Raw genomic sequence first — 20013 nt, 5'->3', positions numbered from 1 at the left:
TTAAAATTAAGCTTTTGCTTCGTATTTCTTTATAATTAAAGTTGAATTGATCCCTAACATACCAAATGAGTTATTAAGGATATATTTAACGTCTTTTTTTAGTGGTGCTTCAAGAACGAGTTGATCCATGGCACACTCTGGATCAATTTCATCGATCTTGTGACATGGGTGAACAAGCCCGTCTTCAAAACTTGGAAGGTTACCGGCCAACTCTAGTGCTCCAGCTGCTCCCATCGCATGACCGATTAGGCCTTTCGTACAATTAACAGCGACTTCTGGTGAGTCTTTGAATGCCTCTTTGATACCTGCAACTTCTTGAATATCTCCCATCTTTGTCCCTGTAGCGTGTAGATTTACAAGATCAATATCGTTAATCGTAATTCCCGCTTTGGCGATGGCCTTATGGACACATTCCATTTGACGCTCAGGATTTGGAAGTACAAAGTCCGTTGCATCACTATTTGTATGGTAGCCAGCAATTTCACCATAAATCTTTGCACCTCGAGCAAGAGCGTCCTCAAGTCGCTCTAGTGTATAAACACATCCACCTTCTGAGATAACAATTCCATTTCTATTATTATCTAATGGGCGAGAAGCACGAGTTTGATCTTCTGGGTAATCTGCTAGTGCGCCTTGAGCTTTAAAAGATACGTGATTTCCAAATGAATTAGATGATTCTGATACACCACCAGCAAGGGCAAGGTCAACTTCACCAAGTTGAAGCATTTGAACTGCTTGGATAACCCCCATATTTCCAGCGGCACATGCCGCGCCAATTGTATAATGTGGGCCTGTGATCCCAAGGTTTAACGAAACCTCTCCTGCTGGAGCATTGGCAACTGTTCTTGGGTTATGGTGATGAGTCCATAGCTCTGGCTTCTCATCGTTATTCTTATAGAATTGGAATAATTCTTCCTCTGTCTCAACTGGGCCATGTTCTGTAATTCCCAGATAAATCCCAATACGAGATTTATCCATAGAATTGATATCTAATCCAGCATCGTCTAATGCTTCTTTTGAGCAGTAAACAGAGATTCCACCAACACGTGTTCCACGTTTTCTCATTTTACCTTTTTGATGTTTTCTTTCGTCAAAGTCACATTTACCAACAGGGATCTGTCCCATAAAGCGTACATCTTCGTAAGTGATTCCTGACTTCTGCTCTAAAAGTGCTGAACGGAATTCTTTTAAGCTATTTCCATTTGGTGCAGTTAGGCCCACACCTGTGATAACGACTCTTGATAGGTTCATTTATTGACTCCATTATTATGTTTTTCATTTTCTATTTTCGATACGATATTTAAGAAAGAATTCTTTAGTCCTGAAGTAATTCCTGCTTTGATCTGATTGATATCTGTAAAAGAATTTTTTAAGACTTTTGTTACCATTGGAAATTTCTCAATGGCGATATAAGGATTGTCGAGCTCTTTGCTGATTGAGATGATAAATTCGCTAAGTGACTTAGCAAAGCGAGTGGTTGTTAGGATATTTACTAAGCGCTTCTTCCTTTTTTCATCATGAACAAGCTTTAGAGATTCCGCAGTTATATTTTCAAACTCTTCAATAATCTCAAGTTCGCGTTTTTTGACAATATTAGAGACGATATTGATAGCATCATCATTGGCCTCATGGATTTTCATGCGCTTAATATCTGGATGGTCAGTAGTTAATACCATCTTATATGTCGATAAGGTTTTAAGGGCACTAGATACGGCAGGTTGTGATAGACCTAGAATTTTTTCGATCTCATCAGAAGCAAGAGGCCTTGGAGAGTAGACCAAGACACCAAAGATTGCACCTTCAATTCTTTTGAATCCTACTTTTGAAAAAAAGGCTTCATAGTGAGGTAGATACTCAAGTAGACCTTCTTCAATTATATTGCGATCAATTTCCATATTAACGACCTTATATTTTAAAAATAAAATATAAGTAATATTATCTAAGTGGTCAATCTTAAAAGGATCCTAATACATATTTAGGAGGCAGTGTGTTGGATGATGCCATGCAAGGTGCGTCTTGAAACCAGATTCTATAACAGTCTCTAAAAGCACCTGTAAAAAATCCAATTTAGGGCCAATATGCTACTAAATACATCAAGTTTGTGAGATAAAAATTGGCACGAATCTTGAACTAGTTTCATTATTCTAATTTTAAAATCAAGAAGATTTTATAAATGACTGGCCTTGCTGAATAGTAGAGGTGTAATTTTATTGAGGGAGAGTATAAATGAAAAAATTATTAGCGGTTGCAGCACTTGGTACGTTACTTGTTTCTTGCGGTGGAAGTGGAGGCTCTGGTTCATCGTCTACTTATGGTAAATACACTTCTCCATACGTGACAGCTCAAGGATTTGTATCGGCACTAAATAGTGTTGATCCTTACTACTATGACCTAAACACTCTCGAAAAGGATCAGTATGATTCCCTAAGAGAAGACTTCTTTGTTTACTTCGATGCTAAATATAATGAATTCGTAGCAGTCGATATTACATATCTAAGAACTCTTGCTTATTGGGACTACTACTCAAATAATCAGGGCCTTGCAGACGAATTCCGTGATGTTCAATCTGATGATGCGTGGGACTTCGGAATTATCGGTGACGGTTGGGGAGACGATTATGAAATTGTTGACTACGTAGGATCAGATGTTTTTGGTGACCCAGTATTCGAAGGTTTTGACACTGGTTACTACTATGAAGACGAAGAAGAGACTATGGATACAGGTTTAATGGCCGCAAATGATGATGAGCTTCAAATGTTTAACAAAGCATCTCTTTACTCACAGGCATTCAAACTTCCTGCAGACAAAGCACTCTCTCTTGTAACAATGGAAAAGGAAATTAAGAAAATGCTTGAAAATGCAAAAGATGGAGAACTTCTTGAGCAAGATCAGCAGGCTATTGCAAATAATATCAAGCACTTCACGGGAAAATCGATTGAAGAGTTTATGGCCGCTAAAAATGATCTAGGTGCACGTGAGCAAGTCATTGATGATGTTGCTGGACACCTTGGAACAACAACTCAAAATATCGAGGATGTTATCCTTCCAGAGCTACTTTCAATTGAATTATAAAGTATCGAAAATATATCAAAATACCACACATTTAAAAGGGCCTGAATAGGCCCTTTTATTTTGAACATGTACAGCGTTTATACAGTACTTGTAGTTCTTTCATAAGATCGCACTCTAACACCAAATATTGTTACTTTAGAGCGTAATGAAAATTAAAAATTTAAGTATATTAATATTAGTAATATTTATCTTAGCGGCCAAGGTTTACGGCGCTGATGGCCTTGTTGCAATAAACGGTGAGTCTTTGCCGGCATCTGATCTCTATAGCATAGAATATGGGGCAATTGATTCTGAGCAGGCCTATGAATTACAAGCTGAGGGAGTTGATCTCTCAACACTTTCTCCTGTCCTATCAAATCTATGGAATGGGGCCAATAATTTTTCTCGATTCAAAGACGATGCGCTTTTACCAATCGATGATTCTGATTCATTAAACTTCTCTGGTATTATCAGCTCACCAGCAGGAGTTCTTAGATTTAATGCTCAAAATAATGAAGGTAATTTTCAAGTTCACCTTTCGAAAACACTTCATACAATTCTTCTTCGAAAGAATTTACTTAGAAGTTTAGGTTATGTTGTTCCTACTTCTAAATATCTTAAGAACGTAAGAATTAACTTTAAGGACGAAAAACAAAAAGATTATTTTAAAGATGTAGAGCTTGTTATTAAGTTGGGAGCTTCTTACAAGAATTGGCTAGTTGAAGAGGGAAGCGACTACCTCGTCTTAAAAGACATCTTTGTTAGACACCCTAAAGAAGACGACTTCTATGATGTTGCCCTAACTTCAATTAATGACACTAAAGATCTTCGAACTCTTAGAAGTTTAATTGTTGTTTATTCTCTTCTAAATTTAGAGGAATCGATTAATAAATTTTCTTTTAACTTTTTAAAGATAAAAAATGATCATTTATTATTTGAATATCCAAGTTCAACTGATTTTAGTGCTACCTATGATGATGTTAAGTGGATTGCAAGGTTGATTGGGAGGCTAGGACGTCATGAGGTCACACAAATTGTTAAGAAGTCTCATTATCCAAAAGTTGTTGAAAAGCTTTTAATCGAAAAAATTATCGGACGTCGAAATAACCTTATTTCAACATTAAAAATAGATGCTCCTCTTATAGAGTATAGTAAAGATATCGAAGATCCTCTTGTTGAAGATGGCTTTCTCATTCCACACAACTTTGCGGGTTATGCTGGGCAATTTAGTTTTGGGGCCAGTAAGTCTCCAATGGACGATATACCAGCTTTTCTATTTTCAGAGGCACAAAGTAGTACTTTTAAATGGATTACTGGAAAGATTAGTGAAGGTTTAAGTGCTTTTGATCTTTCAAAGGCAAAAGTGAAGTGGTTACAAGAAGACTTTCTTGCCAATAAGGACTTTGCTCTTGATTACTTCGCAGAGCATGGACAGTTTCCACCACTTCCTTTTTCTTCATGGAAGTCGCCTGTTGTTAGAGGTAATATTATCTTTGGCCGTGACGTAGTTGTAGGACAAAGCCTAGGAACGGATAACTTCGTTCAACTTGCAGATACAATTGGATTTACAACAAATTTAGGTCTTTTTATTGGGCTTGAAAGATTTATTTCGCAAACGACTGGTGGTTCTGTATTTCCAAATATTGGAATCAATACAAGCTACACTCATGTAAGGCCACTTCAAGATCTTAGGGAGGCGATAAAAACTCCTTATAAGAATATGCTTGTAGGTAAGACTCTACGTAATATCGAAAAAAGATTGAAAGAATCGATCAATATTTCAGATCTCGATAATGAAACAAGAAGAGAGGAACTACACGCAATTTATAATGATATCTCTCAAAACTTCGGAATTGGAGAGTCGATTATTATATCTACATCAGTTGTTCCTGATATAACCCTATCGTTAAATGCTCCTCTCTTTGGTGTTGCCAATGGATATGGTTCGATTAGTACTAAGTATAAAGAATTATCGCGAATACATATTACGAGAAAATCAAAGTATAAATTTCAAATTTACTATGATGAGGCCAATGTAAAGGAAGTTAGAGCTCGTGGAGGGATTTCATATTTAATTCCAATTATAATGGGTGAAGCAGCAACAATTAAATCGAATCTTGACTTAAAGTTCTATGAAATAAATATGGACCCAGAACAAGATGATTTAGTGTTTTCAAAAAATGCTGCAAAGTTTTTATCGATACTAAGAGATCGCTCTAATGAGGCAATGGGGCCAGAAGATATTCAAGTTTATAATAAATCGAAAGATAAGACTTTTAATCTAAATTTGTTATTTTTCGTTTCTCGTACCTTTAAATCTATCACAGAACTCTTTGTGAAGATTAAGGACCAAGTTAATATTAAATTGATCTCATCAACATTTGGAGAGATGGACGGGTTTGCTGTTGGTAAATTTTTAAAGAATGTTGCAGCTTATAATTTAAAGAAATTTATTAATAACTTAGAAGTGAGCTTTGATAAGAGCTACATACCTATGATTGAAGAAGCAAAACACTATTACAAAAACCCTGGAAAGGAACTTTTTGGTGCTGCGACGACATATGAAACAAGATTTGAATCAAAGTTAAGCGATATTGACGCCAAGGTCACTCTCGATAATATGAACGAGTTATATATGTATTATCGTAAGACTCATGAGAAGGCCATCATGAAACAAAAGACAATTAAGAAGTATCTTAGAAAAGAGAATGAGGCCTTCAATCTTGACTTCTACACTCCGTCAGATGCAAATGACGCTGGAGATATGCACTTTGTACGATTAGAAAGTAAGGTTCATTTTTTCGATAAATCAGTAAAGAGAATTCTTTCAATTACTTCTAAAGATCTCGATATGATTTCTCGTAAAATGAAGATTAGAAGATGTTTTAGACGTGGTGGTAGAGATAACGATAATAATGCTAATACAAATTCTGAAAAGCTACGCTGTGGAGATCTTGATCCAATTAGAAGTAAGCTTTATTGGTGTAATAAATATTTAAATAAGAATAAAACGCAAAAAGGACTTAGGTGCCTGGCCCACGTAGGACATTATTTTGCTAAGTATGTTGATGCAAAGACACTTCTTGATTTTTTTGGTGAAGATAATATTTATATTGAATCCCAATTATCTGGATATCGTGTTGGAAGTGAGTTGATGATGAAGCCTATTGTGGGAAATTCATACGGGAAAATAAACTCGAGAAATTTTGGCGGACCAATTAATAAGCTAGTTAAGGTACTTGGAATGATCAAGGCCGAAGTTCTTGGCCTTTGGTATAGGGAGACTCTGAAATGATTTATAATAAAGTCGTAGCTCTTTCTCTCCTTTTATTCTCTATAATTGCTCAAAGTAGCTTTGGTATCGATTTATCGCAAAGACAGTGGAATATTAAAAATACAGGTCAATCATATATCAGAAAGACCTCAGAGCTAGGATTTGAAAATATCGATGGTATTAAAGGAATCGATATTAACTATTTTAATAAGAATCAGCTTGATCAATTTAGCAGTAACAAGGTTGTTGTTGCAGTGATTGATACCGGTGTTGATGTAAACCATCCTGAAATTAAGGAGAATATTTGGTATTACCCAGGTTGTATCGGTAAAAGTGAAGAAGAGAAAAAGGCACTGCCTTGTCAAGGCTATAATGTTCTTGATGGAAATGGAAATGTCTCTGATGAAATTGGTCACGGTACCTTTGTTGCGGGTCTTTTGGCGGGAAAAAAAGATAACGTTGGTATTGATGGACTACTGCCTGAGAGTATCGAAATTATGCCTATTAAGGCAATTACAAATTTCAGAGGCTTTACTCATGATGGAAAAGTTGTTTCTAGCTATTTGGCCAAGGCCATTGCTTTTGCTGTAAATAATGGTGCACAGGTATTGAATTTGTCTCTAGGGATCCCAAAGGTTATTGAGACACCTCAGGTTGTTAGTGCAATTGATTACGCTTTAAAGAAAAATGTCATTGTCGTTGCTTCGGCGGGAAATAATAACAAAAGAAGAAATATCTTTCCTTGTAATTATAACGGTGTTGTCTGTGTTGGTGGAATTGATATTCAAGGTCAAAAAGTGTCTTCATCTAATTATGGCCAAACTGTTGACATCTATGCACCTGGTGAAAAGCTTGTTGGTACAATCCCTTCAAATATGGAATCAACAGTTCTACGTGTTGGGAATTATGATGTTAAAACGGGAACATCATTTTCAATTGCTCATATTACTGCTCTTGCGGCAGCGGCCAAGGTAAAAGACCTTGGTATTAATAGCTATAATTTTTTAGCAAGATTAAAGTCATATTCAAGAACTTTATCCGAATCTGGTCTCCTCGTTGCTGACTATCAAAAATTTATTAACTCATTTGACGACAGTTCTAATAAGTCATTGCCTCCAGTCTTTTTAACAAAAGAAATAGATAGTATTACAATTGATAAGTTAGCTGCTAAGAGCTTTGGTGCTACTCTAGGATTTGATATTTATTCGGAGTATGAACTTGAAGATGCAAATATTTGTCTAAGTTCAATTGTCATTAATAGTGGAAGAACTTGTCGCCAAATTTCATTAAAAGAAGGATTAAACCGAGTTCAATTAAGTTCAGTAATACCAAACCTTGATATTGATACTTGGCAGGGGCTTAAGTTAAGTTTACAAAAAGATGAAAATCTTATTTCTGAAAAGTCATTTGATGCTCAATTCTTTGTTCCACTTCCTATTTCTTCTAAAAAACAGGTCTCCAAGATTGCAGCTGGGGCCCTGTTAAGAATCGCGCCAAATATAAAAAGTTCTCAGTTACAAAAGGTTATTGAGTTTGATGCTAACAAAAGTACACAAGACTACTTTGTTTTAAATAATCGCTCATTAAAGAGTATTTTCTACTTGTCTGAAGAGGCAAATAATTTTAGGCCATTTCAGGTTAATTTCTCTAAAGATATAAAAGTAATTAGTGTCATGAAAGTAGATATGAATCTCGATGGACAACTAGATATTCTTGTCTACGGTACATCATCTAATAATCGTGAGTATATTCTTGAATCTTTTGATTCTCAAGGAAGGCCTCTATTTGGTGAATACTCTAGATGGAGCTTAAATGCTACACAATTTGGAGGATTGGATTTTAATCGAGGTCGTCCTTATTTTAATTTTATAAAAACACAAACAACTAAGCTTGGTACTATCTTGGTCCCACTTGTAAGTAAGATTTTTGAATTACCGCAAGTTGATAATAATACAGATCCAGTCGACTTTTTAAATAATATACAAAAAAAGAGGCCTTACTATTTATTGCCATCACTTCAAGATGATGAGGTGAAGTTAGAAATTAGAACGTTAGAGTCTTATCAGTTTGATTCAAAAATTAGAGATATACTTGATCTTCCTTTTTTTAAAAAATTACAATTTGTTTCATTTCTTGAACAAGATAAAGAATCTCAAAATAGTGGTCAAGTCAGAATTATCTACGCTCTTGGTGAAGTTAGTTTCAATGAATATTATGAGATTATCTTTAATGATACTCATCATTTTGAAATTGTAAAAAAGGGGAGATCTCTTCAAATTCACCAATCAAATATAGCGACTGTTCGTTCGACAATAGATGGTGATTTTATTAGTGAGTATTTGATTACACGCCAACAAGAGTTAAATAAGCTTTCATTTAAACTTTCTAGTGGTAGACGTACATTAAAATTTGAGAGTGATTGGAATGATCCACTAGCATCAATATTGGCCGTGTACAAAGAAGAACAATATTATTCGATTTATATCGAAGGACGATATCATATCCATCTCGTGGTAACTGATGGGAAGAACATTATTAGCTCTTCAAAGACTGCCATCAATAGAGAATCAAGCTTTCCTGGTGGAAACTTCTCTCAGATCTTTCAGATGGGGCAACTGAGTTCTTCTAAAGGGGCAATTTATACTGATATGCAGAGGCTCTTTGGAGACAATATTCGCTTAATTACAAGTCACGATAATAAGCTTAGTAAAAAGCTTAAATATAACTATGCCATTCCTTCTCAGTGTGCACTAATTGGTCACACTCAGATTGAAAAGCAGATGCAAGTAAGGCTACATTGTCTGGGGCCTGGAAAGTTTTCAAGTATCATGATTTCTAATATTATGACTAAGAAGTAAATGGAAAGAAGAGTGTCGACAAGGTAAATATCTGATGCTCTTCACTATTTCCGCTTTCACAGTCAAATTCCTCTGTGAACTCATCAATGAATTTCATAATCTTTTTCTTTGCTTCAGGAAGATCGGATTTTTTTACATTTATAAGAAAATGTTCTAAGACTCTTTGCTCTTTGGGAAGGTAATAGCTATCTGCAGATAGATCACAAATCTCTTTATGAAGAGGTAGAAATTGTGACATATCAAGTTTGTATTGTGGAACGTACTCTTTATTTAAGTATAGTCTCGAATTTTCAACATTAATGATCTTTGCACTCTTCATTTGCTTTAAAATGTGCGAGTAGTCTTCTTGCCCCTTGTAGATCATTTTCTTTGTGTTAATGTCTTTAGCAGTCTTGAAGTCGCTCCATTTTAACATTTCTCTTAATAGTGCCATTTCCCATTTAAATTCAACTTGGCGATCGGCCCTTGTTACATCTGAAGTACGCTTTTCAACAATTGCCTTAAAAGTTTCATCATCGCCCTTAGAGTTTTTCTTGGCATCAATTAAGGTCTGGAAGAACTCTGCTTCTTTCTTGCTTAACTCGAGGTTCTTAATTAACATGGCCGTGATTTGAGGCCCAGGATGTCTTTGTCCTTTGATAATCATGGTCAGCCCTGAGACACTTGATATCCCAAGCTCTTTGGCCCAACGGCCAAATGTATATTTCTTATCGACAGATTTACGTCCTAGATAGATATCTTCCAAGTACTGACGATAATCAATATAGCTAAATAGGTCTATACCCCTAATTTCCATAGTTTACATATCGACAGATTGATTAAATTATTTAGCAACTACCTAAATATATTACATACTTACTTGATGAAAATGCCTTGGTATAGGATAAATAACCCATCATACATGAGGGAAAGAAATGCTAAAATCAATTTTACTATCTATTATTATCTCATTTAATGCTTTTGCACTAATTTCTACTGAGAAGACATTCTCATATATGGATAATCAGATTGATATTGATTTTAAGACTGGCTGGGGTGCAAAAACTGGCTGGGGAGCTGAGCAGATTGAAGAGATCGTTATGGATACCATCAAAAGAGACTATAAGAAAGTTTGTTTAGATGGACAAAAAGCTTCTTTATCAATTGAGGCCGATGATTTGAAATTTAATATCTATTCTCTTAGTCAAGCTGAGCTAGAGAGTCCCGATGAAAATACAATTTACTTATCTGTATTCGTATCGATGAAAAGTCGATTCATGTTTTCAGGAGTATTTGATAATTATTTCGTAAAAGTAGAATACGATGAAAACCTTGACCAGATTTTTGTCAGCTATAAAAACGAAGATGGTGCAAATAACTCTATTAAATGCTTCTAGTTCATTGAGCTAGAGGCGAAAGCTTATTCCTGCTCCAATTGTTACACCACCAATTGAAGAAACTGTTTCTGTAACCAATTTATCCATTGAGCTTGTATAAAGACCGGTAAGTCCTGCTTGGCCATAAAAGCCAATCTTTGAATAAGGTGCAAAACGAATACGGCCACCAATATTATATCCATAGGCCATTCCCGTTGCCTTTTCGCCAAAATTTTCTTGTTCAAAATCACCTGTTAGAATAAGACCTGCAAATCCTTCGGTAACAAAGCTGTTACGATTAATGAAACGAAATTGATATTGGAGCTCTCCAAGAACACTATTGATACTACTGTATGTAGCTGAAGCATTTATGTAACCAAGAGTTAGCTTGAAGCCATGACGATGTTTAGGGTCACGATATTCGATCGCTAGATTAAAACGATTAAAGGCAGGAGAAGTTTCATTGGCATATTGTGCCTGAAAGTCGTCCCATTGCGTGCCGGCCTCAAATCTTGAGTAATCCAGAGAGATAAAACTATTTTCTTTTAGTCTTTGGGCATCATTTGTGAATATTGTTTTTACATCGTGATCTGTGACTTCAGGAACATGCTCAAGTTTTGTTCCAGAAATCGAGTAACTTATATCATTAGTTCTAACATATGCAATCTTTCCTGATACTACTAGTGGTACAATCGTTCCTTGTTTTAGGTCATTGTCTCCAACTTTGATTTTTCTCCCACTACGAATGTAGCCAATTGGGGCCGAAAGATTAACGTCAGCGTAGACAATTGTTTGTCGTGACTTTGTCACGGCATAACGATAGGCGAGAGTACTTAATTGAGTAAGAGAAAAAATTAACACTAAAAGTTTTTTCATATATCTATTATAATCAAAATAGAATTTTTGACTACATTAGTTTAGGATTATTTATGAGATTTCCAGGTAAGAGAAGATCAAAACATTACTTTCCAGTAAGTGCCAAGGGTCGACTTTCTTTTGAGACAGATTTTAACCGCAAAGAGAATGTTTATATTGTTGGCATCGATCAGCTTCTTGTTGATATCGAAGTTGATGCTTCATTTGAACTATTAGAAGAGTTTAAACTTAAGGCCGGTGAGTCTTATGTGTTATCTGATAAGGATGTAGAAGATCTTTATCAACGCTCATATGAAGAGGGCCGTATTCTAGGCCAATATGCTGGTGGAGCGGTCGGAAATACTCTACATAACTACTCGGTATTGTCAGATGACCAGTCTTTTGCTCTTGGAACGATTTGTGAAACGATAAAGGTTGGAGACTATGCCTTTAAATATATCTGTAGCACTTCTTCTAAAGTAGATTTTAGCTACCTTCAACCATGTGCAGGCAAGATGGCCAGAGCAATGTGTTTGATTACGCCAGATAAAGAGAGAACCTTTGCTATTGGAAAGGGGATTATGAATCAACTTACTGAAGAGTTTATTCCTGATGATCTCATTAGTAACTCAAGCGCCTTATTAGTGACGGCCTTTCTTTTAAGGGATCGTAATGCTCCACTTTATAAAGCAACACTGAAGGCAGTAAGAATTGCTAAAGAAAATGATATACCAGTTGTTTTTGCTCTTGGGACAAGCTCTCTTATAGAAAGTGATACAGAGTTCTTCAGAAACTTCATTAGAGAAAATGTAAATGTCTTAGCAATGAATCGTGATGAGGCCCAGGCATTACTTGGTATCGATGACCCATTACTTATTGGAGAGAAGATTTTAGACTATACCGATTTAGCACTTATTACAGATGGGGAAAGAGGTCTCTATATTGCTTCTTGGGCATGTGAAACTAAGGCCCGTGAAACAAAAGATAAGCTACATTCTAAGTCGATTGAAAATTATAATAAATATGAATATTCTCGCTCTCAGCTAAGAGCTGATTGTAGTGGACCCATTAAGATTTATTCTCATATTAATCCATTTATGGGAGGGCCTGAAAACATTGAGAATACAAATGGTGCTGGAGATGCAGCGCTGTCTGCAATCTTGCATGATATAGCGGCAAATGTTTATCACCAAAAACTACTACCTCATTCAATCAAGCATGATGGTAAGTATTTAACGTACTCCTCGATTCACCAGCTATGTAAATACGCAAATCGCACAAGTTATGAAGTTCTAAAACAGAAGTCTCCTAGACTCTCTCGTAACCTACCGGTTAAAGAGCAAAGTCTAGAAGAAAGCTATTGGGAAATGTAACTATTTTTCGTTTTAAGGAAAGAGGTTTTGTCGTAAAACCTCTGGATTCCTAGTGATTGGCCTTCCTACGACAAGGAAGTCTGCACCAGCATCCATCGCCGCCTGAGGTGTCATAACTCTCACTTGGTCATCATGATCGCTACCTGGCCTGATGCCAGGGCATACTTTTGTAAAACTTAGAGAAGCTTTTTCTTCAAAACTCTTAACAATATCTAGGTCCGCCCCTGAGCACACGATACCCCTTACACCAGATGCTGCAACTTCATTTAGTAAATTTATTAGAGCTTCTTTGTGAGTACGTCCCCAAATACCTTTTATGTCACTGTTATTGTGGGATGTTAGAATTGTCACTGCTAAAATTTCACAATTAGCAACAGTCTTTGAAATACTCTCTTTAGCAAGTTCGAGCATCTTAGCTCCACCTGTTGCATGTACTGTAAGAAATCGTATGTTTAGGCCATCTAGTGTTTTGCATGCCTTAGCGACGGTTGTTGGAATATCGTGTAATTTTAGATCTAGAAAAATTTGGACTTGATACTTTTGCGATAACTCTTTGACAAACTCTCTACCGTATCGAAGAAATAATTCTAGTCCGACTTTTACATTCTTAATTTGTGGGTAGGCCGACAAAAGGTCAAAAACCTCCTGTCTATTCATACCGTCAAGGGCTACAAATGTTTTATCCATTTGTCATCTCCTGTAGGCTTACTGGTGTTGAATCCGTTGAGTTGGCCGCAATGATCGCCTTACAGACAGCATTGATATTTTCAATTCTTGTAAAACAAGGCACCGCATATTGAATTGCCGTATTTCTGATAAATTCACCATCTGATTGAGATCGTCCTTGGTTTAGTGGTGTATTTAGTACTATGGCCAGGTCGTCATTTTTTATGGCCTCAAGCATTCCAATATTAGATGCATTATCTGCCAATTTGTCTACGAGAATGGCCTTAACTGCACATTCCTTATTTAAGAAGTTGTAGGTACCTTTAGTGGCATAGAATTTAAAGCCTAAAGAGTCTAGCTCTTTAATATTTTGAATGAGTTGCTCATCATCTTTTCTTGCTAATGAAATTAGAACAGACTTCTTTGTAAGAAGATCTGGGTAGTTTCCAAGATATGATTTAATCATAGCAAGGTCCTGATTCTTATCAATACCAAGTGTTTCTCCAGTTGATCTCATTTTTGGGCCAAGAATAATTGAGTCTTGAACAAAACGATCAAATGGAAATGTTGATTGTTTAATGATTTTATATCCACATTTAAAATTGTGGTGATTTTCTATCTCTTTACCAAGTAAGGCCTTCGTTGCAATTGCTGCAAGATTGACATCATAGGCCTTTGATAGGAATGGTATTGTTCTTGAACCTCTAGGATTTGCTTCGATACAGTAGATTTCATCATTTTTAAGAGCAAATTGAAAGTTAATAGGGCCAGTGATTTCCATTGTATTGGCCATATCTGTTGCAAGTTTTCTCATTTTATCAATGATCTGCGGACGGGCCTTTACTGGTGGTGAAATCATACCTGAGTCACCTGAGTGAACACCTGCATATTCAATATGCTCACAAATTGTAAAGACTGTATTTCCTTCTTTGTCACGAATAAGATCAACGTCATATTCAAGTGCATTTGAGATATAGTTTTCGACTTGAAATGCGATTGTGTTTTCATGAAGAGATTTTAAAGTTTCTTCGGGAAGGTTTTCAATATCTGTAGGCCCTTCAAAGATAAACATACTCTCGCCACCGATAACATAACTAGGCCTTATAATAACAGGATAACCAATCTCAGTAATAGTATTGACTAGATTCTTGTAGCCTCTTATTTCTTTTGAAGTTGTGTGGGCAAGATCAATTTCTTTGGTTAAAAGATCAAATCTTTTACGATCTTCAACAGTGTCTAATAGTTCAAGGCTTGGCCCTAAGAAGTTAAACTCTTGGTGCTTTGTTCTAAAAGTGGCCTCTAAGTGGGCGCGGATATTAATTCCGGTTTGGCCACTAAAAGATGTGATGACGTGATTTGGATTCTCAAAAGCTAGAATCTCGTAAAGGTCTTCTGAGAAAAGTGGTGTTAAGTACAGTCTGTCGGAGCTGTCATAATCTGTTGAAACTGTTTCTGGGTTAGAGTTAAGAAGTATCGATTTAATCCCTTGCTCTTTTAATTCCATTGCACTTTTTACACAAGAGTAATCAAACTCTATCCCTTGACCAATGCGGTTAGGGCCTGAGCCAAAGATTGCACAACTTTCTTCTTCGATTCTTTGGACATCATTAAATTGTGTATAAGTTGAGTAGAAGTATGGTGTTAGGGCATTAAACTCACCAGAGCATGTGTCTACTGCTTTAAAAACTGGCCTAATACCGGCAGAGACTCTCTTATCTAAAATTTGTTCTTGGCTTTGACCTGATAGAAGAGCAAGGTACTTGTCTGAGAAGCCTTGCTTTTTTAATTCATAGAGTTCGTCGTTGTTTTCCAAGATTTGGGTATCTTGTTTTAGTTTTAATTCCTTGTCGAGAAAACAAACCATTTGGTCGATGAACCAAGGCGTAATGGCACTTACTTCGTGAATTTTTTCTGGTGTAATACCAAATCTTAATGCTTCTAAAACAGTTAGAAGAGATAACTCTCTTTGGTTCTTTAGTCTTTCAAGAAGATAATCTTCTGTCATTGGATAAGGAGTAGTCTTGAGTTGTTCTAGGCTTGGAATCTCAAGCCCTTGCTCAGTTGCTCTTAGTGCTTTCATGAATGATTCGTTAAAGCTTCCTCCAAGGGCCAGAACTTCACCGACAGAGCGCATTTGTGGGCCTAAGATTTGAGAGCTTGAAGGAAATTTATTAAATGGAAAGATTGGAATCTTAATTGCCACATAATCGAGTGTCGGCTCAAATGCCACCGGCGAGATACGTGTGATATCATTTAGGATCTCAAAAAGAGTTAAGCCTACAGCAAGTCCTGCTGAGATTTTAGCAATAGGGTAGCCTGTGGCCTTCGAGGCAAGGGCCGAAGAGCGAGACACACGAGGGTTCATCTCAATGACAACAATATCATTTTCATCTTTTGGGTTAACGGCAAATTGAACGTTGGCCCCTCCGGCCACAACATTCATATGCTTGGCAATATTAAGGGACATTGTTCTTAGTTGTTGGTAGCAATGGTCTGAGATTGTTTGTGCTGGTGCAACTGTAATAGAGTCTCCTGTGTGGATCCCACATGGGTCGACATTCTCGATTGAACAGATAACAACTCCACAGTGGTTTTTATCAACCATAACTTCGAGTTCTAGCTCTTTCCAACCTAGCAGGGACTTCTCCATTGTAATTGGAAACTTAATATCACTAGAAGATAAGGTTTGGGCAAGCTCTTCAGTGTTGTGAACAAGGGCGGCGCCTTTTCCTCCAAGTGCAAAATCTCGTCTGATAATAAGAGGGAATTTAACTTGGTCATCAGCTAATTCTAGTGCGTGATCAAAGCTTTTAGCACTAAATCTCTTTCCTGATTTATAGCCGAGCTTATCGAGTTCTTTTGCAAAGAGTTCACGATCTTCTGTTTTCTCGATTGTGTCAATATTTGCACCTAAAAGAGCAACACCATTGTCTTTTAGAAAATTTTCCTTTTCTAAGTCAATGCACATATTAAGTGCAGTTTGTCCTCCCATCGTAGAAAGAACAGCGTCAACATTTTCTTTTGCTATGATCTTTTTGATCGTCTCTTTTGTGATTGGTTCAATATAAGTACGGTGACTCATATTCTTATCTGTCATGATAGTTGCAGGGTTTGAGTTTAAAAGAACAACCTCAAAACCTAATTCTCTAAGGGACTTTAGGGCCTGAGTTCCACTGTAGTCGAATTCAGATGCTTGGCCAATTTTAATCGGGCCTGAGCCTATTAGAAGAATCTTCTTATACGGAGAGTTTAATTTTCCTTCATGGTACTTAGGAAGCTCTTTTATTTCTTCAGCAGAAATTATTTTTGCACCATTTTCTAGAAAGTCTTTGATTTCGCTAAAGAAGACAGCAGCATCTTTAGGCCCAGGGTTTGATTCTGGGTGAAATTGTACGCTTCTAACACGTGAGTCATAACTTCTTAGTCCTTCTAGAGAACGATCAAATAGCGAAGTATATTCACAGAATAGTTTTAATCCAAATTGGTTTTCTAATCTCTTTCTATTGAATGATTCCTTATCTATAGCGTAGCCATGGTTTTGACTTGTGATAAGTAGGTCTTGGTTATAGTGAGAATATACAGGATGGTTGGCACCTCGTTGTCCAAAGGGAAGTTTGATTGTTTCCATTTCGCAGGCCAGGCCAATTAATTGGTGTCCAAGACAAATTCCACGAATTGGAATATTAGTTCTTAGTAACTCCTTTACTGTTTCGATTTCTTGCTTGTGGAGCTTTGGATCACCTGGCCCATTAGATAAAAAGACCATCCTTGGTCTATAGTCCTGAACTTCATGTGCTGGCGTATGATGTGGGACAACCACAAGAGGGTGTCCTAATTCCTTTAAATAATTAACAATGGCCTTTTTTATTCCATAGTCGATGACGACTATTGGATTTTCTCCACTTGTGACTATCTTCTTTTCTTTTAATGAAACTTTTGAAAGATCGTTACATTCAAGTTCATAATTAGAAAAGTTAGGTGGCCGTTTAGATGTGGTAATGAGGCAGCGGTGATCGTTAGATTGACAAGATAAGTATTTCGTAAGCGCCCTTGTATCCACATCACTTATAAGAGGTAAATCACAATTTTCTAGAAATTTATTATAAGAGAAATTTCTTGCGATTAGGCTTGCGGCGTAAGGCCTGTTTGAGTTTAGGCCTTGAGATACAACTTCGTTAAACTCATAATTTCCAACATGGGCCGTTGTGTAGATAATGTGTTGGCCAAGAAATGAAGGGTCTGTGGCCGTTTCTTGATAGCCTGTCATTCCTGTCGTAAAGGCCGCTTCTCCAAAAATACCACTTTGTAGTCGTGGATCATTTTTGTCGAGGTTTATATAGGCTTTAAAAATTGTTTGATCTGGAAAATGAAGGAAAATAGGAGTCGTTTTAAGAGATTTTTGAAAGAGTAATTCTTGAGATTGAGATAGGAATGAATACCTATCTAAATTTGCTTTCGTCATTTTCCGTCAGTCCTTTTAGTGCAGAGATTTTATTATAGCGAGCACCGATTTTAGTGTCGCCATTAGTTATCATGGCCTCGATTATTGCCATGCGAATATAAATGGAATTTTCTACTTGTTTATGGGCCATCCATAGATCTGAATTAACAATCTCGCTATCTACTTCAATCCCAATATTAGCAGGTCCTGGATGGAAGATAGGTACAACCTTTCCTATGCTAAGGAGACGTTCTACATTTATTCCCCATCGCTGGTTATATGTCGACATATCAAAACTTTCTTCATGTCGTTCATTTTGAATTCTAAGCAGATAAATTGCATCTGAGTTTTTTAAGGTTTCTTCGAGATCATCACTTACTTTGATAAGGTCATTTGAAGGTAAGTGTGATGGCATAAATTCTTTAGGCCCGCAAAGTGTTATCTGCATTCCAAATAATGGTAACAAATCCATCAGGGAGTGAGTTACTCTTGAGTGTGTGCAGTCACCAATAATACAGATCTTCTTTGCGGCCAGCTCACCTTTGAAGTATTCTTTGAGAGTAAATAGGTCTAAGAGTGCCTGTGTCGGGTGTTGGTTTGTTCCATCTCCACCATTAATGATTTTAATCGGTGGGTAATCCTTAAACTGTTCAAGTAGTCTTGTTTCTGTCGTACGTACAATACAAATATCAATTCCTTGATAGAAGAGAGTTAGTAGTGTCTGCTCCAGAGATTCACCTTTTTTTAGTGATGATTTCTCAGCGTCAAAATTGATATGAATTCCTTCAAGCTTTTTGATGGCCATTTCAAATGATAATTTTGTTCTAGTAGAATTCTCAAGAAAAGATGTTGCGACTGAAATTTTTCTTTTAAGGGGAAGTCTGGCCGGGGAACCTAATTTAAGTTCCTGGGCGCGGTGGAGGAGTTGCTCAACTTGCTCGCGGTTTAAATCTTCTATTCCTTCTAGAATAGATGGAAATCCAATCATGACATTCCAGTAGTGTTGAGATACATTTATTGAAGAAAGAATAATAAAGAGAGACTCACTTGGCCACAAAAAAGATCAAATTTTTTTATGTGCTATCGAGTTAAGGAAAATAAGTGTCTAAAAGCTCTGGCAAGAACCAATTCATTAATAATTTCAAAGAAGTTCATAACCGCACTCAACTTGAAGCTTTAAAAAATGAGATCAAGGGCAATCTATTTGAATTTCTCGTCGCTAAAGAGATATCTACCTTAAATAATATTGAAGCTAATTTTCTTAAGAATATTGATCATGAACTATTGAAAATGATGCGTGAATATGAAAGTTGGTTGAGGCTTCATGCTCGTACTCTGTTGGAGGAATTACCAAGACTTGCTAAAGAGATGGCCCTTTCGATTAATGAAAATATCAAGGGGAGTATCACGAATATTACAGTCATCGGAAAATTAAGTGACCATCTTATTAAGTCTCAATTACATGAAGCGGATATTGTGGCACAGGTGATCTATCGTGATGAAACTCGTATTATTCCTATCAGTTTAAAACTCGTAAAGAGTGGTGCCAATATCACAACGAAGTCGGCCGGTGCCAAGAGTATTTTTCAAAAGTATTTTAAGTCTTATTCTGATATTGATTTCACCCAACACACTTTAAATGAATATATTGATCAAGAATTTTCTCATTTTAATAAGAAGCTCTATGAGCGTTATGATTTAGAGTATTGTGGCCGATTTGATTCACAGTGGGAAATGACTCAACTTCCAGGTGAATTGCAAGGTGCAGACCGTGAGGACTTATTTGAGCTTTATCGAAGCCTCATTAAGCATTATCATAATATATTTTCAGGGCTTCTTGAAAAAGATAAGGATAAGTTTATTGCATCATTATTACCTCTTATGGGCCTTGGGAATAAAGATGTTGTACAAGGTATTTGTTTTTATAAGCACAACACTTATAAATTAGACTTTTGTCATGTTGTTAATTATGCCCAGGCCGCTATGGTTTCAATTTGTGATCTTAACCCGGAGATTTCATCTTTTAATATTGAGATTGAAAAGGATAAATTACAGATTCGTGTCAAGCCTATGAATAAATTCACGGCCCCATCGTATAAGATTAATTGTTCGATGAAATTTGATTACAAAAAGGATTAAG

Annotated in this window: 13 protein-coding genes; 6 read left to right on the top strand and 7 right to left on the bottom strand. The window is 36.4% G+C overall.

The genetic code is table 11. From position 1 onward, the window contains the following. Positions 1–6: 6 nt before the first annotated feature. Together M902_RS07835 and M902_RS07830 are read right to left on the bottom strand one after the other, a co-directional pair. Positions 7–1251, bottom strand: coding sequence for a beta-ketoacyl synthase (locus tag M902_RS07835; RefSeq protein WP_021267391.1), 1245 nt, complete (start codon positions 1249–1251; stop codon positions 7–9). After that, positions 1248–1895 carry a GbsR/MarR family transcriptional regulator gene (locus tag M902_RS07830; protein ID WP_021267252.1) on the bottom strand — a complete coding sequence of 216 codons (648 nt, stop codon included), beginning with the start codon at positions 1893–1895 and terminating at the stop codon, positions 1248–1250. The genes M902_RS07835 and M902_RS07830 overlap by 4 nt, the downstream gene beginning before the upstream one ends. Before the next feature lie 331 nt (positions 1896–2226). Here M902_RS07830 and M902_RS07825 point away from each other — a divergent pair, with 331 nt between their 5' ends. The 3 genes from M902_RS07825 (at position 2227) to M902_RS07815 (ending at position 9183) form a co-directional block, all read left to right on the top strand. Then, a complete protein-coding gene (locus tag M902_RS07825; RefSeq protein ID WP_021267398.1) occupies positions 2227–3072 on the top strand; it encodes a hypothetical protein in 846 nt (281 codons plus the stop codon). 145 nt (positions 3073–3217) lie between these two features. Further along, complete coding sequence (locus M902_RS07820; protein WP_021267309.1) at positions 3218–6346, top strand: hypothetical protein; 3129 nt, start codon at positions 3218–3220, stop codon at positions 6344–6346. Further along, on the top strand, positions 6343–9183 hold the full coding sequence (locus M902_RS07815) for a S8 family serine peptidase (protein WP_021267384.1): 2841 nt from the start codon (positions 6343–6345) through the stop codon (positions 9181–9183). Before M902_RS07820 ends, M902_RS07815 begins: the two co-directional genes overlap by 4 nt. Here the strand turns inward: M902_RS07815 and M902_RS07810 are convergent. Then, positions 9173–9979 (bottom strand): TIGR02147 family protein, encoded by an 807-nt coding sequence (locus tag M902_RS07810; protein ID WP_021267163.1) that lies wholly within the window; start codon positions 9977–9979, stop codon positions 9173–9175. The two genes, M902_RS07815 and M902_RS07810, sit on opposite strands and share 11 nt — an antisense overlap. A 118-nt stretch (positions 9980–10097) precedes the next feature. On the opposite strand from M902_RS07810, the gene M902_RS07805 reads away from it, so the two are divergent. After that, positions 10098–10559, top strand: coding sequence for a hypothetical protein (locus M902_RS07805; RefSeq protein WP_021267246.1), 462 nt, complete (start codon positions 10098–10100; stop codon positions 10557–10559). A 9-nt stretch (positions 10560–10568) separates the two neighbouring features. Here M902_RS07805 and M902_RS07800 read toward each other — a convergent pair whose 3' ends face one another. Next, complete coding sequence (locus tag M902_RS07800; protein ID WP_021267233.1) at positions 10569–11414, bottom strand: hypothetical protein; 846 nt, start codon at positions 11412–11414, stop codon at positions 10569–10571. 53 nt (positions 11415–11467) lie between these two features. On the opposite strand from M902_RS07800, the gene M902_RS07795 reads away from it, so the two are divergent. Then, positions 11468–12766, top strand: coding sequence for an inosine/guanosine kinase (locus M902_RS07795; protein WP_021267314.1), 1299 nt, complete (start codon positions 11468–11470; stop codon positions 12764–12766). A 12-nt stretch (positions 12767–12778) separates the two neighbouring features. On the opposite strand, the gene pyrF is transcribed toward M902_RS07795, so the two are convergent. Genes pyrF through M902_RS07780 form a run of 3 tightly spaced genes read right to left on the bottom strand, consistent with a single transcriptional unit; the run spans position 12779 to position 18861 of the window. Then, positions 12779–13453: an orotidine-5'-phosphate decarboxylase gene (pyrF, locus tag M902_RS07790; RefSeq protein WP_021267214.1), complete on the bottom strand. Its 675-nt coding sequence runs from the start codon at positions 13451–13453 to the stop codon at positions 12779–12781. After that, positions 13446–17894, bottom strand: a complete 4449-nt coding sequence (gene carB / locus M902_RS07785) for a carbamoyl-phosphate synthase large subunit (RefSeq protein ID WP_021267348.1) — start codon at positions 17892–17894, stop codon at positions 13446–13448. The genes pyrF and carB overlap by 8 nt, the downstream gene beginning before the upstream one ends. Further along, positions 17872–18861 carry an aspartate carbamoyltransferase catalytic subunit gene (locus M902_RS07780; protein ID WP_021267306.1) on the bottom strand — a complete coding sequence of 330 codons (990 nt, stop codon included), beginning with the start codon at positions 18859–18861 and terminating at the stop codon, positions 17872–17874. Before M902_RS07780 ends, carB begins: the two co-directional genes overlap by 23 nt. A gap of 113 nt (positions 18862–18974) precedes the next feature. Between M902_RS07780 and M902_RS07775 the strand changes: the two genes are divergently transcribed. Then, positions 18975–20012: a hypothetical protein gene (locus M902_RS07775; protein WP_021267373.1), complete on the top strand. Its 1038-nt coding sequence runs from the start codon at positions 18975–18977 to the stop codon at positions 20010–20012. Position 20013 lies beyond the last annotated feature (1 nt).

It is taken from the genome of Bacteriovorax sp. BAL6_X, assembly GCF_000443995.1.
Classification (GTDB): domain Bacteria; phylum Bdellovibrionota; class Bacteriovoracia; order Bacteriovoracales; family Bacteriovoracaceae; genus Halobacteriovorax_A.
This window is presented reverse-complemented; position numbering and strand designations above follow the sequence as displayed.

Coding starts and splice junctions, on each gene's coding strand:
- M902_RS07835 (WP_021267391.1), bottom strand. CDS start 1,251: ATGAACCTATCAAGAGTCGTTATCACAGGTGTGGGCCTAACTGCACCA.
- M902_RS07830 (WP_021267252.1), bottom strand. CDS start 1,895: ATGGAAATTGATCGCAATATAATTGAAGAAGGTCTACTTGAGTATCTA.
- M902_RS07825 (WP_021267398.1), top strand. CDS start 2,227: ATGAAAAAATTATTAGCGGTTGCAGCACTTGGTACGTTACTTGTTTCT.
- M902_RS07820 (WP_021267309.1), top strand. CDS start 3,218: ATGAAAATTAAAAATTTAAGTATATTAATATTAGTAATATTTATCTTA.
- M902_RS07815 (WP_021267384.1), top strand. CDS start 6,343: ATGATTTATAATAAAGTCGTAGCTCTTTCTCTCCTTTTATTCTCTATA.
- M902_RS07810 (WP_021267163.1), bottom strand. CDS start 9,979: ATGGAAATTAGGGGTATAGACCTATTTAGCTATATTGATTATCGTCAG.
- M902_RS07805 (WP_021267246.1), top strand. CDS start 10,098: ATGCTAAAATCAATTTTACTATCTATTATTATCTCATTTAATGCTTTT.
- M902_RS07800 (WP_021267233.1), bottom strand. CDS start 11,414: ATGAAAAAACTTTTAGTGTTAATTTTTTCTCTTACTCAATTAAGTACT.
- M902_RS07795 (WP_021267314.1), top strand. CDS start 11,468: ATGAGATTTCCAGGTAAGAGAAGATCAAAACATTACTTTCCAGTAAGT.
- pyrF (WP_021267214.1), bottom strand. CDS start 13,453: ATGGATAAAACATTTGTAGCCCTTGACGGTATGAATAGACAGGAGGTT.
- carB (WP_021267348.1), bottom strand. CDS start 17,894: ATGACGAAAGCAAATTTAGATAGGTATTCATTCCTATCTCAATCTCAA.
- M902_RS07780 (WP_021267306.1), bottom strand. CDS start 18,861: ATGATTGGATTTCCATCTATTCTAGAAGGAATAGAAGATTTAAACCGC.